Below are 15,549 nucleotides of genomic sequence, written 5' to 3'. Positions count from 1 at the left end.
AATGTGGTGTGGTAACTCCATTCTACACGAGGCCGTTATGGGCTTTTTGTGTTTTCCGTCAGGTGTTGCACTTAATATTACAATTCGTCTCCTAAAAATAAAATCGCAGGACGGCAAAAAGGCAGTACGACGGACGCCGTACTGCCTGCGTGCGCCACATCCCTACGTCCGTCTGAACGGAACAGGTTCGAAGGGTTAAAGTCCGATCACTTCTCTCAGCCGCTTGACGCGACACCCCTTGCGGTCATCATTTAATTTTGATTTCTTGTTTATTATACGTGAGCAGCGTTCCGAATACTAGTGATTGCTTCTGCATAATCCGGTGTATTGTAGATGGCGGATCCCGCAACAAGGACGTTTGCACCGTTCTCGATACATAACTTCGCCGTCTCGGCGTTGACGCCACCATCGATTTCAATCTCAAATGATAGATTTTGTTCTGCTTTCAAGGCGGCCAGTTGCTTTAATTTTTTCATGACACCCGGAATAAATGCTTGACCACCGAAACCTGGATTAACTGTCATCAATAGGACCATATCAACGTCTTCTAACACATGCTCAATCGCTGAAAGGGGCGTATGTGGATTGAGTACTACCCCAGCCTTAGCTCCCGCTGCTTTAATTTGTTGAAGGACACGATGGACATGATTCGTTGCTTCGACATGAAACGTCACGATATCGGCCCCTGCCGCAACAAATGCTTCGACGAAGTTTTCCGGACGGTCAATCATCAAATGAACATCGAGAACCATGTCTGTTTTTTGACGCAAACTGCTTAAGACCGGTAGACCAAACGAGATATTCGGAACGAACTGTCCGTCCATGACATCGAAGTGGATATAATCCGCTCCGGCCATTTCAACGGCTTTAACGTCCCGCTCTAAGTTTGCAAAATCTGCTGATAAGATTGATGGTGCGATTTTAATCATCTTAATACCTCCGCGTCCGATTCTTGATTTCCTCTACAAACATACCATAATTCGTATACCGGGAAGGCATGATTTCGCCCGCTTCCATGGCAACCTTGACCGCACACCCCGGTTCATTCAGATGAAGGCAACCTCGATATTTACAGTCATCTTGTAAAGCAACGAACTCTGGGAAACACCACCGTAATTCCTCAAGCTCCATCTCATGTGGGAAATCGAGATTCGAAAAACCAGGTGTATCGGCGATCAATCCTTCACCAAGTGGAATCAACGTCACGTGGCGCGTCGTATGCCGACCGCGTCCAAGTGATTTTGAGATATGACTCGTCTCAAGCGCTAACGCCGGTTCTAAGGCATTCAACAATGAACTTTTACCTACGCCGGACTGTCCGGCCAAGACACTGGTCTTATCCTTGAGTAGTGGACGAACAAGTTCGACACCAAGCAATGTCTCACTTGAAGTCTCGACCACGTGATAACCAATTTTTCGATACGCAGCAATCGCTTCGTTTACTTCCTGTGCTGTTTTCCCCTGCAATAAATCCATCTTCGTCAAGATGATGATCGGCTGAATGTCCTTCGCTTCAATCAAAACAAGAAAGCGGTCAAGGAGATGTGCAGAAAAATCGGGTTCTGCTGCTGAGACGACCAAAAGTGCTTGATCGATGTTCGCAACCGGTGGTCGGACTAAGAAATTTTGCCGTTCTTTTACTTCCAAAATGTATCCTGTTTCACTTTCGATGTGTAACACGACTTCATCCCCTACAACCGGACTGATGCCTCGTTTTCTGAAATTACCACGTGCCCGTGATCGAATTTCACCCTGAGGTGTCATGACATCATAAAATCCACCTTGCAAACGAATAATCGTCCCATCCCGATTTTCTTCGATTCGACTTTCTGCCATCCTGTGCCCTCCTGTTGGCAGGATTATTTTCCTGCCCATTATTCTTGTGATTTTGCCTGATTGTACGTAATCGTTTTGGAGCGATATACTTCATCGTCTTTATAAATCGTAATCTTTCCTTCGTCACCTGGATCAATCGTCAACGGAACATCAAATGTTTCATCTTGATCAATCGATTCTTCGATGACTGTTCGTTTGCCCTTCGCGTCCTCCGTTTCAATCCGGATGACTTGACGAGGAGCGGGTTCTTCTTCTTCACTGATGCCATCATACACCACTTTTTCAGGGAATGTAGCCGTAACCGTTTTTTCTTCTTCGCCACGTGAGATGAAGACGGTCACCGAATCATTGGGTTCCACTTGCGCGCCCGCTTGCGGGTACTGTCGAATCACTTGATCCAGCGCGACGTCACTTGAGAATTCTTGTTCAAACGTTCCGTCTAGTCCCGTCTCGTCAAGATAAGCTTTCGCTTCGGCGCTCGACAAGTCTGTCAGATCCTTTAAGACAAACGTCGACGATCCGTTTGAAACCGTGATCGTGATCATCTGTTCTTTGGCAATGACTTCTGTTCCAGCTGAAATCGACTGTCGGATGACGTTCCCACGTTTGATGTCTTCTGACTCTTCTCGTTCGATATCGACTTTCTCAAATCCACTATCCTTAAGTATGGCAATGGCTTTTTTCTCTGTCTCATCTGTCACATCCGGAACTTCAACCGGATCACTTCCTGTCGAAACAACAAGATTGACGGTCGAACCTTTTTTGACGGTTGCTTTCTCGCGTGGAGATTGACTGATGACGAAACCTTCTTCCACCGTATCACTTGAGCGTTCGGTCGACTCGACGAGAAAACCTAGTTTCTCAAGTGTCGTTTCTGCTTCATCCGCATCTTCCCCTGCCACATCCGGAACAACGACTGTCGGATCAGGCCACATCGCAAACGTGGTCGCCGCTCCCCCTACTAATAAAAGAATCAGCAAGACCCACCACCAGCCGCGTTTTTTCTTCTTTTCCGGTTTCGGAGTGACGGTTGCGACTTTCGGGATCGATGCTGTCTGTGCAGTATCTTCTGTCGGTAGGGAAACCGGGCTGAGTACCATCGTTTGTTCCATTTGATCGTCTCCGCGAATCCCTTCATTTGCTCGCTCGGCAGACATCGCGGTTATCATGTCTTCCTTGAACGCTGCGACTGACTGTTGTCGATCGTGTGGGGCCTTCGCCAAGGCTTGCATGATACAATTCTCGAGTGCTTGTGGGACGGCAGGATTTAGTGCCGTCGGTCGCCGTGCTGTGTCTTGAAGGTGCTTCAAGGCGACAGCCACCGGCGAATCGCCTTCGAACGGAACTTGTCCGGTCACGAGTTCATACAGGACAGCTCCCAGCGAATAAATATCTGATTTTTCATCGGCAAATTTTCCTTTTGCCTGTTCTGGTGAAAAGTAATGAACCGATCCTAAGACAGACATCGTATGCGTCAAGGTTGCATTTGACATGGCGACGGCGATTCCGAAATCCGTAACTTTTACGGTCCCATCCTCACGGACAAGCATGTTCTGTGGTTTAATGTCGCGATGGATGATCCGATGCGCATGCGCGTGGTCAATCGCATCACAAATCTGACGAATGATGTCAATCGCTTTTGACACTGGTAAGGCCTGACCTTCACAATAGGTTTTCAGTGTCATCCCGTCGATGTATTCCATCACGATATAATAAATGGCTTCTTCTTCCCCTACATCATACACCGCAACGATATTTGGATGATTTAAACTTGTCGCAGCATGTGCTTCTCGTTCAAATCGCCGAATGAATTGTTCATCGTGTGAAAACTCAGTACGTAAAATTTTGATTGCGACAGTTCGATTCAAGATTTCATCATATGCCTGATAAACGTTTGCCATTCCGCCATTTCCAACTAACCGTTCTATGCGGTAGCGGTCGTTCAATCGATCTCCGTAACGCATATTCAGATCCTCTCTCTTTCTTTAAAACGGATTGCAGCAATCGTAATGTTGTCTGCGCCCCCCCGCTCATTTGCCTCTGATGCTAAACGTTCGACGATTGTCTCGAGCGACTCATCTGCTTTTAGGAGTCGCTGCATCACGTCGTGGGGGACTTCATCCGATAATCCGTCACTGCAGACTAAGACGATGTCATAATCTGGTGCGTCTCGGACTTGGATGTCGACATCAACGGATTCATTCGAACCAACCGATCGTGTGATGACATTACGACGGGGATGATTCTCAAGCTCCGCTTCCGATAATTCGCCTAGCTGTTTCAACATGTTGACATACGAGTGGTCGTCGGTCAGTTGTTTGAGCTGTCCCTCTTCGAGCGCATACACCCGACTATCTCCGACATGACCAATGACGAGCAGATTATCTGACCAACAGACACAGGCCATCGTCGTCCCGACAATTGATAAGTTCTCGATTTTAGAAAAACGTAGGATTTGCGTATTCGCTTCTTTCACCAATTGTTCAATCCAAGAAGACAGTTCCATCGGTCGGTTCGGCATCTCGGTATAGGCCTCTGCAAAAATCTGTCGAACGATCGCACTCGCCGTCTCACCAGCTGCGTGCCCGCCCATACCATCTGCAACAACTGCCAATCCTTGTTTCGCATCCCCTACCAACAAGACAGTATCTTCATTTTTTGAACGGACCTTTCCGGTCGTCGTCAAATAAGCTAACTCCATACCCGTCCTCCTCTTCGTTTCTGATCATCCATTCTTCAAATCGTTTTTTTGAAGGCAGCGATATAAAAACCATCCGTTCCGAGCGTCGTCGGCAAGAGTTTCAATTCTGCCCGTTCACCAATCAAAGATTGGACCGATTCCGGCATCCGCGTTTTGAAACCTTCATCAAATTCAAACCCTTGACTGAGGATATACTCCGTCTGCTGTTCGTTTTCGAGCGGATCCATCGTACAGGTCGAGTAGACAAACGTTCCACCGGTCTTGACGAGTGGGAGGACGGCTTCAATGATCTGACGTTGAATGACCGGTAACTGTGTCAGATCCTCCGGACGTTTTGTCCATTTGATATCAGGTTTCCGGCGAATCACACCAAGTCCTGAACACGGTGCATCAACGAGAATACGATCAAACGATGCTGGGTCGAAACGGCTTCCCGCTTGTCGTGCATCGAGTACGTCTGTCTGAACCGTCTCTAGACCCAATCGCTTCGCTTGTTTTTCAAGTAATTTCACTTTATGGGGATGAAGGTCAAGTGCGAACAAAGAACCTGTCGTCAATCCTTCCGCAATATGCATGGCCTTCCCGCCTGGCGCGGCACAACTGTCCAATACCCGATCAGACGCTTGCGCACCAACAGCAGATGCGACCAGCATCGAGCTTTCATCTTGAAGTGACAGATAGCCCCGCTCCAGTAAGTCTGTTTGTTGGACACTGCCACTGATGATTTCCAGTCCATCTGGCGCCGCATGCGCTAGTTTCGCGATGACACCCTGTTCTTCTAATAATTGAATCATTTCTTGTCTGTCTGCCCGTCTTTGATTGACACGAACCGTTACAGGTGCCGGTTCATTGTTCAGACGGCACATCTGCCATGTCTCGTCTTCTCCAAACAATTCAATCCACCGTTCAACGAGCCATGCCGGATGACTGGTCTCGATACTGATTCGCTGTACGGTAGAGGATATCGTCGAAAAATCAGGTTTCCCTTTTCGCAAGACATTCCGTAAAACACCGTTGACGACTTTGGCGATATGTGGCTTGCCACGAGTCTTGGCAATCTCTACTGCTTCATTGATGACAGCGTGATCAGGAATCCGGTCAAGATAAAACAGTTGATAAACGCTCATCCGAAGCAACGGACGCATGAACGGGTCTAATTTTTTTTGAGACGCTAAAAATGGTTCTAAAATATAGTCGAGTGTCAATTCACGGCTGAGCGTGCCATAGACGAGTTCCGTGTATAAACCGACATCGGCTTTGGCAATGGCTCGTTTCTCGAGCATCTGGTGGACGGAAATCGTGGAAAAAGCCCCACCTTGTCCGATTTTCAATAATGTTGTGACTGCTGCATCTCTGACGTTCATGCTTGTTCGCCTACTTTCTGTCCGATCATGAGTGTCTGTCCGACACCTCGCATGAATGTCGTGCCATCCATCCGTTTTTTGCCCGCTGGTTGTAAATCCGTCAATTTCAGAGCCATTCCTGATCCTGTCGCGATGACCGGACCGTCTGCTTCAAGCGCAATGATTTCTCCTGGCGTACCGGTTCCTGGGACTTTTTCTGCAAAATAGACTTTCAACCGGTCCGTACCAAGTGTCGTATAGGCACTCGGGAAAGGATTCATGCCGCGAATCTGATTGTAAAGGTCTTCCCCTGGACGTGAGAAATCGAGTCGTTCTCGTTCCCGGCTGATGTTCGGAGAAAACGTCACATCTTCTTCTCGCTGTGCTTCCGGTGTCAACGTCCCCGCAATCAACTGCGGTAACGTCTCAATCAACAGTCGGGCACCAGCGGCACTAAGTTTATCAAACATCGTTCCAACCGTATCCCGTTCTTCGATCGGGACAATGATTTTTGACAACATATCGCCGGCATCGAGACGGTCGACCATATACATGATCGTGACGCCTGTCTCGGTTTCCCCGTCGATGATGGCCTGGTGGATCGGAGCACCACCTCGATACTTCGGAAGCAACGAGGCATGGACATTGATCGCGCCAAATCGTGGTGCTTCAAGAACCGCAGTCGGAACGATTTGTCCATAAGCTGCCGTAATGATCAGATCTGGTTTCAAGTCGAGTAAAGCCTGATAGTCTTCACGAATTTTAATCGGCTGCAAAACTGGAATGTCATGAGCCAGCGCCACTTCCTTGACCGGTGTCGGTTTAATTTCACGTTTACGCCCGACCGGTTTATCCGGTTGAGAGACAACCCCCACTACATCGTATCCGGCATCGATGACTTCTCGTAACGTATTCGCAGCAAATTCCGGTGTGCCCATAAAGACGACGCGTGGTTTTTCGACGAGCTTATCGGTAAACAGGATTCCGTCTAAATGATCCATCTCATGTTGAATCGCACGTGCAAAAAAGCCATTTGCCTTAATTTTTATGCTTCGCCCGAGACGGTCTTGGGATTTGACGACGATTTGCTCGAACCGTTCGACCGGACCGAAAATCCCCGGCATACTAAGACAGCCTTCATCATCGATTTCTGAACCACTTGCTTCGATGATTTCCGGATTGATCAACTCAACCGGTCCGGTTTCATCATCCGTATGGACGACTGCAACACGAATCGGCTGATTGATTTGCGGTGCCGCAAGTCCTACACCGTCATATTCATACATCGTGTCAAACATCCGATCAATCATCTTAGCTAACTTTTTATCGAATTTCGTGACGCGTTGACATTGTTGACGCAATACGTCATTTGGTACTTCTACAACTTTATACATACTGCCACCTCACATGAATACAAATGGATTTAAATCCACTGTTACTTGGACTTTTTGTTTGATGCGTAATGCAAGCATCGCGCGGAGTGCCTCCCGCACGTCTTCTTGACCTTTATGTTTTAAAATGACTTGTTGCCGATACATGTTTTTTAATCGTGCAAGCGGTGCTTCAAGTGGACCATTGACAATCAGATCGTCGGACTCCAAGTGCCGGAGTTCCAAAGCAATTGCTTCTGCTTCCGCCTGCGCTTCGAGCGGATGTGCCGCTGAAATCGTAATCAATCCTAAAAACCAGAACGGCGGATGACCCCCGAGTTTCCGAAGTTGCATCTCACGTTTGTAAAACGCTTCATAATCATGCTGTTTAGCGGTTTGAATGACGTAATGTTCTGGATTGTACGTCTGGATGATGGATTGTCCAGCGAGCGCCCCCCGTCCTGCCCGTCCTGACACTTGGGTGATCAGTTGAAACGTCCGCTCACTGGCCCGAAAATCAGGGATTCCAAGTGTTGCATCCGCCGCGATCACACCAACTAACGTCACATTCGGGAAATCCAGACCTTTGGCAATCATTTGTGTTCCGAGCAGGATATTTCCTTCACCGCGTTCAAAGGCATTGAGCAATTTTTCATGCGCCCCTTTTCGCGACGTCGTATCCTGATCCATCCGGATGATTTTTGCTTCCGGAATCAAATGCGCTAATTCTTCTTCGATTTTTTGTGTGCCGGTACCAAACTGACGAATTTTCTTCGACTCGCACGCCGGACAGGTTTTTGGCATTTGAGCCTCAAAACCACAATAATGGCACTTCAGACAATCTTGATGTTGATGGTAGGTCAAATTGACAGCACAATGCGGACATTGAAGTGTTTCTCCGCAATCCCGGCACAAGACAAACGTCGTATAACCCCGACGATTCAGTAACAAAACGGTCTGTTCGCCCCGTTCAATCCGTCGTTTGATTCCTTCGATAAGCGGAAGACTGAACGGTGTTCGATTCCCACGCTCGAGTTCTTTGCGCATATCGATGATATCAACAGGGGGAAGTTCTCCCCCAAACCGTTCCTTGAGGGGTAAATACCGGTAGACACCCTTTTGAGCACGGGCATACGTTTCAAGAATCGGTGTCGCACTTCCGAGAACAACGGGACAACGGTGATAGGCCGCACGCCAGGTGGCGACGTCCCGTGTATGATATCGCGGATTTTCTTCCTGTTTGTATGTCGTTTCATGTTCCTCATCTAAAATGATGACACCGATGTTCGTCAACGGTGCAAAAATCGCGGATCGTGCCCCGACGACGACGTCGACTTCACCTTGGGCAATCTTACGCCATTCATCATACTTCTCACCTAACGACAGACCACTGTGGAGAACAGCGACCCGTTCCCCGAACCGGCGTTTGAATCGTTTGACCATCATCGGTGTCAGACTGATTTCCGGGACAAGCAACATCGCTTGTCGTCCACGTTCAAGCATCGTGTGAATCGACTCCAGATACACTTCCGTTTTTCCACTTCCCGTCACACCATGCAATAAGAAGGTACTTGTCTCATCCGGTCGAGTGATCGCGTCGACGGCCTGTTGTTGGTGGTCCGTCAACATCGACGGGACAAAAATATCCTGAACCAGATGTTCATAGGGATTGCGGTTGACATCAATCGTCTCCACCCCGATGACCCCTTTTTTTTCTAGACTGTTGATGATGCTGACCGTCAAATCGAGTTCATGCATCACTTCACTCCAGAGGACTTCCTGCCGTTCCATCAGATAATCACGAAGCACAATCTGCTTCGTTGCTTGTTTTGACAATTCGATCGTTCCATCGAGCAGCCGGATGCGTTTGTCCGTTTTGGTCGTCTTTTTTTCTTTGACGATAGGTTGTAATTGAAGTTCACCTTGTTGTGCAGCCAGTAAGATTTGTTGTTGGACTTCGCTTGGAAACTGACTGATTTTTTTATGATTCCAGGCGGACAATCGTGGATTCTCCGTCAAAATCAGTTTATCATAACTGACTTTCAAGGCAGCCGGTAACATCGCAAGTAATGCAGTCGCCTGATAACAAAGCGTCGTCTCCGCTAAATAAGATGACAACTGCAGTAACTCTTCCGTATAGGTGGGCGTTTCATCGAGCACACGGACAATCGGTTTCGTCCGGGCGAGTTCCGTCTCCGCTTTGACCGCCACGACGATTCCAAGCAATGCGCGTGGACCAAATGGAACTTCGACTCGCATACCCGGTACAACAAGATTTTGCCATAATGCTGGCACTTCATAGTCGAATGGTCGATCGACCGTCGCTGCTGCCACATCGACGATGACTTCAGCAATCATCGTAATGCCTCAGCAAACTGTTTGATCAAGTTTTGGGCTAATGTCGTTTTTGACTGTTGCGCATATGGGGTGACCGTCTCGTCTTTTCCGTATACGGTCACTTGATTTTCATCACTTGAAAAACCAATGTCTGCCCGTGAAACATCGTTCGCCACGATGAAATCCGCCTGTTTTCGAATTAATTTTTGCTGCGCATGATGTTCCAGATTTTCCGTTTCAGCTGCAAAGCCAACAAGAACTTGTGTCGTCTTCCGTTCCCCAAGTGTGCGTAAGATGTCGGTCGTCTCTTCTAGCTCAATCCGTAACGGTCCATCGATTTTCTTTTGTTTTCGATCATAAGTGACGGTTGGTCGATAATCCGCGACCGCAGCCGCCATGATGACAAGGTCTTGCTGGTCATAATGCGTTAACATCATTTCTAACATCTCGTCACCTGACTCGACGTCAATTGTCGTGATGCCAGAAGGCAGTGTTCCCCGAATTGGACCATGGACAAGCGTCACCAGTGCGCCCGCATCACGTGCGGCTTCTGCTAATGCAATTCCCATCTTTCCAGATGAATCATTCGTCAAATAACGAACCGGATCAATCCGTTCAATCGTCGGACCGGCACTGATCAACACGTGACGATTTTCTAATTTTTTCGCTTGAAACAAACCAGACAAGGTCTCGACTAATTCCTCCGGTTCAGGTAAACGGCCTTTTCCGATCCATCCGCACGCCAAATTCCCGACGCCTGGTGCGATCAATTGGACTCCGTCTGCCATCAGCCGTTCCATATTTCGCACCGTCGCCGGATGTTCTAACATATTGACATTCATCGCCGGTGCAACGACGACCGGACAGGTTGCGGCTAAAATCGTCGTCGTGATGAAGTCGTCTGCGATTCCATTCGCTAGTTTCGCAATCAGATTGGCTGTTGCTGGTGCAACGACAATCAAATCGGCTTCATCTGCTAAATCGATATGCGCAATCTTGGATGCATCATGCTCGATGAAGACATCGTCATAGACCGGTTTCCGTGTCAACGCCGCAAACGTCGTTTTCCCGACGAACTGTTGCGCATTTTTCGTCATCGCGACTTTGACATTCGCCCCTGCCTGGACTAACTTAGAGGCTAACGCAGCTGCTTTGTACGAGGCAATTCCTCCTCCGACACATAATAGGATGTTACGATTCGTTAGCATGATGAATTCCTCCTTATTGAAAAAAACAGCCACAATGAGAAGTGGCTGCTTCAAAATTAGTCTTGCGGTTGGTTCGTAACCACGACTTCACCAGAAAAGAGTTCTTCGAGCGCTTTTCCGACTGGTTTGTATGATTTCGGGTTTGCTACTTTCACACGTTTCCCGTCTTGAATTTGACGTGCACGTTTCGCTGCTACCGTGACGATCGTGTATTTCGAAGGTACCTTCTTTTGAAGCTCGTCTACTGATGGATATAACATGTTATTTAACCTCCATGGCTTTTTTATACAAGGACGCAACGCGTTCCCGGCTACAATGTTCTGCGGTGACGATTGCTTGAATTCTATCACATGCTTTATGGATCTCATCATTCGTGACGACGTAATCATAGGCATCCATCATCTCAATCTCTTCTTTTGCAACGAGCAGACGTTGCTTGATGACTTCTTCCGATTCCGTTCCGCGACCGACAAGGCGATTACGCAGTTCCTGTAAACTTGGCGGAGCCAAAAACAGGAATACAGCTTCTGGGAAATGTTCCTTGACCTGCATCGCACCTTGGACCTCAATTTCTAAGATGACATCTTTTCCTTCATCTAAGATTTTATTGACCCATTCAACAGGTGTTCCATAATAGTTCCCTACGAATTCAGCATGTTCTAGCAATTGATTATTGGCAATCATACCCTCGAATTCGTCACGTGTCTTGAAGAAATAATGGACACCGTCCACTTCTCCCTCACGTGGTTTGCGTGTCGTACAGGACACCGAATAATGCAAATTATTGTCTTCATCTTCGCGTAATGCACGGCAAACTGTTCCTTTACCAACACCACTCGGACCAGACAATACGAGTAATAAGCCACGCTCTTTAAAAATCACTTCAGAACCCCTCCATCTAACAAACTTCACATTGTTTCATATTAGCAGTAGAGATAGGAAGTTCGCAAGTGGTCTTTTTCAGCTCGACTGCTTAATCATACCATAACAGAGCGCTTTCTGTTACCTTTAGAAAGTGGAAACGAAATCAAGAAAGAAGGTAATTTCATGGCTTTTGATGGACTCATGACGACACGTGTCGTCCGCGAACTCCAACCGCTCGTTGGAGCACGGATCAACAAAATACATCAACCGTATGCACTCGATCTGATTTTCAGTGTCCGGGCAGAACGAAAAAACGTGATGTTACTCGCATCGGCGAATGCCATGTATGCAAGACTTCATCTGACATCAGAGACAACAACGAATCCAAGTGAACCACCGATGTTTTGTATGATGCTTCGGAAACATCTTGAAGGGGGCTTCATCGAATCGATTGAGCAACTCGGTCGTGACCGAATCATTTTGATGCGCGTCCGCTCACGAAATGAACTCGGTGATGAGGAAGCAAAAAAACTCTACATTGAATTGATGGGACGCCATTCCAACATTTTATTGACGGATGGACAAGACAAGATTTTAGATGCCATCAAACATCTTCCCCTTAGTCAAAATACGTTCCGGACCATCATGCCCGGCTTGCAGTATCAATTGCCCCCGGAACAAGATAAAGTCGATCCGTTGACCGGTGACATCGAACAAACGTTACACCGGATTGATTGGAATGCTGGAAAACTGGATCGCCAATTGTTAGGTCTGTTCAGCGGGTTTTCGCCTCAAATCACGACCGAGATCGTCTCACGTGCTGGACTGGCGAACCGGACCTCTCTTGCTCAAGCGACCCAGTCTATTCTTGATGAATTGACCGGCCCTTATTATTTACAACGCCTGGAAAACGGCAAAGAACGATTTTCTCCTGTTGCCCTTCATCATGGTGAAGTAATCGATGAAAAAACGTTTACTTCGAGTGGCGATGTCCTCGATGCCTTTTTCCATCAAAAATCCAATCGGGACCGGGTCAAACAGCAAGCTGCCGACTTGGAACGTTTCATCAAAAGTGAATACGATAAAAATATTCTCAAACGATCGAAGTTAGAACGAGACCTTGCAGCAACGGATAAGATGGATGAACTGAAACATAAAGGTGAATTACTGACGACATATTTGTATCAGTTACAACGGGGAATGAAAGAAGCAACGGTCGTTGATTATTATGAGGAAGACGGCAAAGAGATTACGATTGCTCTCGATCCTCGTTTCTCTCCGAATGAAAATGCACAGCGGTATTACAAACGCTACAATAAATTAAAAACGGCTAAAATCGAAGTCGCGAAACAACTTGAAAAAAACCAGCTTGAGATTGACTACTTCGAAGCCCTGCTCGCCCAACTCGATGTCGCTTCACCTGAAGACATTCGAGAAATGCGCGAAGAACTCGTCGAAGAAGGATATGTCCGCGAACGCAGCAAAAAGAAAAAGAAACCGCTTGTTCCAAAACTCGAAGCGTATCAATCCTCGACCGGAATTCCGTTTTTTGTCGGGAAAAACAATAAACAAAACGATTACGCGACGTTTAAATTCGGGCGTCGTTCTGAGACATGGTTGCATACAAAAGATATTCCAGGGTCACACGTCATCATCCGAAGTGAACAGCCGGATGAAACGACGTTGAAGGAAGCGGCCGTCGTCGCCGCCTACTATTCGAACGCCCGTGATTCGAGCCAAGTCCCGGTCGATTTCACGGAACTCCGGCATGTGAAAAAGCCGAGTGGTGCGAAACCCGGATTTGTCATCTATACGGATCAAACGACGCTGTATGTGACACCGGACGCGGATCTTGTTCAATCGCTCCGTGTTCATTAATAGAAACATCAACTCCAAAATGCCGCTCTCGTTGTTTCATTCAACAACGAGAGCGGCATTTGTCATTTCATTTTTCCGAGTTGTTCCCGGTAATCAAGCAAGTGTCCGTTAATGATATCTTTTGCCTCACTCACTTCTTGATCGAAGGTGAACAGCGATTGGTTTCGGTCATGTGAAAAAATCACATCATAATGATGGCTCAGAAGAAAGTCGATTTCTTGCCCTAATCTTTTTTCCTGTTCATCCGACATCGGAAGATCCCGGTGACTCGCGATGCTTTCAAGTAGCAGGAGCAACTTATCCTCCAAATCGACCAGCTGCTTCAATTGAATGAACGCTTCACTTTGACCGCTGGCAACAAGCGGGTACTTTTGATCCTCTTGTAACATGATGATCATCTCTTCATGTTTTAAGACTTGTTTGCGAACAGCCAGTAATTTCGAATCATCTTTGACCAAACTACGCCAATCTTCCATTAATTGTTTCGTCGTTTGTTTGACGAACGTCAACAAACGTTCCTCGTAATGCGGTGGAAACACGATATAATTGACGGCGACGGCCGACAAGACACCCACTACTGTCAATAACGAACGCGTCAACGCATAATGCGCATAATCGGCCGTCGGACTCTCAAACATCAGGACAATCGCAAAAGCGGCAAACGTCGACATATCCGTCCGGCCAATCATCGAGTTAAAGACAAGCGAGACGATGACGGCTAGTCCAATCGTCAACGGATTGGCACCAAGCGTCGCAACGACGGCTAGTCCACAGACTAATCCAAGAATCGTCCCGAAAATCCGGTTAAAGACGATCTTAAACGAACGATGAATCGTCGGTTGCATGGCAACGATTGCCGCCACCGCGCCCATGCCGGAGTAAATTCCGAACACATACCAAGAAAAACTGAGGGCAATCGCGACTGCAATTCCGGTTTTAATCGTCCGGAGACCGACACGAAACTGTAGCTTCACTCGAGCGTCACCTGCCCGACTTCACTTTCAACGGTTACTTCTGGTTTTTCTTGTTTCGATAACTCAAATAAAGCGACATCCTCATCTTTTTGTTTCGTATACCGGTCGTTCGCTTTGATGTCCCCGTCCGTCGTCACGGCAATCGTCCCTGCGGCTTTCGTTGGTTTTAAGCGGATGGCACCGTCAATCGTCGACACGGACAAATCAAGTTTCGCCCCGTAGTCAGATAAGTTGACCGATTCTGCTGTCACATCCGCATGGACGGCATTCATGTTTTCTACTTTGATGTTTCCTCGACCTGTCAAGGAAACGTCATCGGCATCCACTTTATTTAAATCCATCGACTTAGCCGTCATTTCAATTGTCTTAGCAAATACCCCCATTCCTTTGAGTGTCTCTGCGTCGACATCGACTCGGTTCATATAACTCGGTAACCCGACTTGAATGGCGTATGCCCCGGGTTGCTCACTCGGACGATTGCCAAGTCGTGCGGCGAAGCCATCCCGACCTGTTACCGTCAACGTATTTCCTGACGTTCCAATTTTCAGCCGTTTTTGGCTCGACGCACTGTCGACCAACTTCAATTGAACATTTCCATCGGTACTCCGGACAAAATTGACTGTCGCGTTTGGCGCATCAATCTGTAACGTTTTATACCGATTCGTCGTTTTAAATGTTTCTCCTCGAGACAGGGAATCCGTCGTCAGAAACAGCGTCACGGTGTATAGCACCACAAGTCCTAAGACAACTGAACCGTAGACGATTAGTGGACGACGGATCGGTTTCCGTGCCCCGATCCGATCAAATGACGCGGCTACTTTCCGTCGTTTATCCTTCAATCGAGTAAACGACGATTGTTTTCGTTTACGTTCTGTTCTACTCGTATTCTCCTCCATCGGTCTACCTCCATCCAATTCTCTCCCATTATTCCGAATTTATGATTCGTCTGTCAACATTCCTTCTTAATCATACGAAATGTTTCACATATTGCCATCGGGCGGAAGATGGAGCGCATCAAAAAAGAGAGCCTTCCCTATC

At 47.4% G+C, this 15,549-nt stretch carries 13 protein-coding genes and 1 riboswitch; of the genes, 1 reads left to right on the top strand and 12 read right to left on the bottom strand.

Annotated elements, in window-relative coordinates:
- Positions 1-142: 142 nt before the first annotated feature.
- Positions 143-249, bottom strand: a riboswitch (TPP riboswitch).
- 23 nt (positions 250-272) lie between these two features.
- Genes rpe through gmk form a run of 10 tightly spaced genes read right to left on the bottom strand, consistent with a single transcriptional unit; the run spans position 273 to position 11,674 of the window.
- The gene (gene rpe, locus KNQ13_RS06260) at positions 273-929 is read right to left on the bottom strand and encodes a ribulose-phosphate 3-epimerase (protein ID WP_014970724.1); all 657 of its coding nucleotides are present in this window, start codon (positions 927-929) and stop codon (positions 273-275) included.
- A 1-nt stretch (position 930) separates the two neighbouring features.
- Entirely contained in the window at positions 931-1,836 is a 906-nt protein-coding gene (gene rsgA / locus KNQ13_RS06255) for a ribosome small subunit-dependent GTPase A (RefSeq protein WP_014970725.1), read from the bottom strand.
- Between the two features lie 38 nt (positions 1,837-1,874).
- Entirely contained in the window at positions 1,875-3,800 is a 1,926-nt protein-coding gene (gene pknB, locus KNQ13_RS06250; RefSeq protein ID WP_014970726.1) for a Stk1 family PASTA domain-containing Ser/Thr kinase, read from the bottom strand.
- Positions 3,801-3,802: 2 nt separating this feature from the next.
- Complete coding sequence (locus KNQ13_RS06245; RefSeq protein WP_014970727.1) at positions 3,803-4,537, bottom strand: Stp1/IreP family PP2C-type Ser/Thr phosphatase; 735 nt, start codon at positions 4,535-4,537, stop codon at positions 3,803-3,805.
- Between the two features lie 35 nt (positions 4,538-4,572).
- Complete coding sequence (gene rsmB / locus KNQ13_RS06240) at positions 4,573-5,901, bottom strand: 16S rRNA (cytosine(967)-C(5))-methyltransferase RsmB (protein ID WP_209548209.1); 1,329 nt, start codon at positions 5,899-5,901, stop codon at positions 4,573-4,575.
- Complete coding sequence (gene fmt, locus KNQ13_RS06235; RefSeq protein WP_014970729.1) at positions 5,898-7,274, bottom strand: methionyl-tRNA formyltransferase; 1,377 nt, start codon at positions 7,272-7,274, stop codon at positions 5,898-5,900. Before fmt ends, rsmB begins: the two co-directional genes overlap by 4 nt.
- A 9-nt stretch (positions 7,275-7,283) precedes the next feature.
- Positions 7,284-9,608 carry a primosomal protein N' gene (gene priA / locus KNQ13_RS06230; protein ID WP_026829884.1) on the bottom strand — a complete coding sequence of 775 codons (2,325 nt, stop codon included), beginning with the start codon at positions 9,606-9,608 and terminating at the stop codon, positions 7,284-7,286.
- Positions 9,605-10,795, bottom strand: a complete 1,191-nt coding sequence (gene coaBC, locus KNQ13_RS06225; RefSeq protein WP_209548208.1) for a bifunctional phosphopantothenoylcysteine decarboxylase/phosphopantothenate--cysteine ligase CoaBC — start codon at positions 10,793-10,795, stop codon at positions 9,605-9,607. Before coaBC ends, priA begins: the two co-directional genes overlap by 4 nt.
- Positions 10,796-10,851: 56 nt before the next feature.
- Positions 10,852-11,055 (bottom strand): DNA-directed RNA polymerase subunit omega, encoded by a 204-nt coding sequence (gene rpoZ, locus KNQ13_RS06220; protein ID WP_014970732.1) that lies wholly within the window; start codon positions 11,053-11,055, stop codon positions 10,852-10,854.
- 1 nt (position 11,056) lies between these two features.
- Positions 11,057-11,674, bottom strand: coding sequence for a guanylate kinase (gmk, locus tag KNQ13_RS06215; RefSeq protein ID WP_236624370.1), 618 nt, complete (start codon positions 11,672-11,674; stop codon positions 11,057-11,059).
- A 168-nt stretch (positions 11,675-11,842) separates the two neighbouring features.
- Here gmk and KNQ13_RS06210 point away from each other — a divergent pair, with 168 nt between their 5' ends.
- Positions 11,843-13,537, top strand: coding sequence for an Rqc2 family fibronectin-binding protein (locus KNQ13_RS06210; RefSeq protein ID WP_026829885.1), 1,695 nt, complete (start codon positions 11,843-11,845; stop codon positions 13,535-13,537).
- Positions 13,538-13,599: 62 nt separating this feature from the next.
- Here the strand turns inward: KNQ13_RS06210 and KNQ13_RS06205 are convergent, their stop codons facing one another.
- The gene (locus KNQ13_RS06205; RefSeq protein WP_026829886.1) at positions 13,600-14,511 is read right to left on the bottom strand and encodes an FUSC family protein; all 912 of its coding nucleotides are present in this window, start codon (positions 14,509-14,511) and stop codon (positions 13,600-13,602) included.
- Positions 14,508-15,407, bottom strand: coding sequence for a DUF4097 family beta strand repeat-containing protein (locus KNQ13_RS06200; protein WP_014970736.1), 900 nt, complete (start codon positions 15,405-15,407; stop codon positions 14,508-14,510). The genes KNQ13_RS06205 and KNQ13_RS06200 overlap by 4 nt, the downstream gene beginning before the upstream one ends.
- Between the last annotated feature and the right edge of the window lie 142 nt (positions 15,408-15,549).

The sequence above is a fragment of the Exiguobacterium sp. s128 genome (genome assembly GCF_018618815.1).
In the GTDB taxonomy this organism is placed as follows: domain Bacteria; phylum Bacillota; class Bacilli; order Exiguobacteriales; family Exiguobacteriaceae; genus Exiguobacterium_A; species Exiguobacterium_A antarcticum.
Note: the sequence above shows the minus strand (reverse complement) of the source record. Positions and strands in the feature narration are given on the sequence as shown.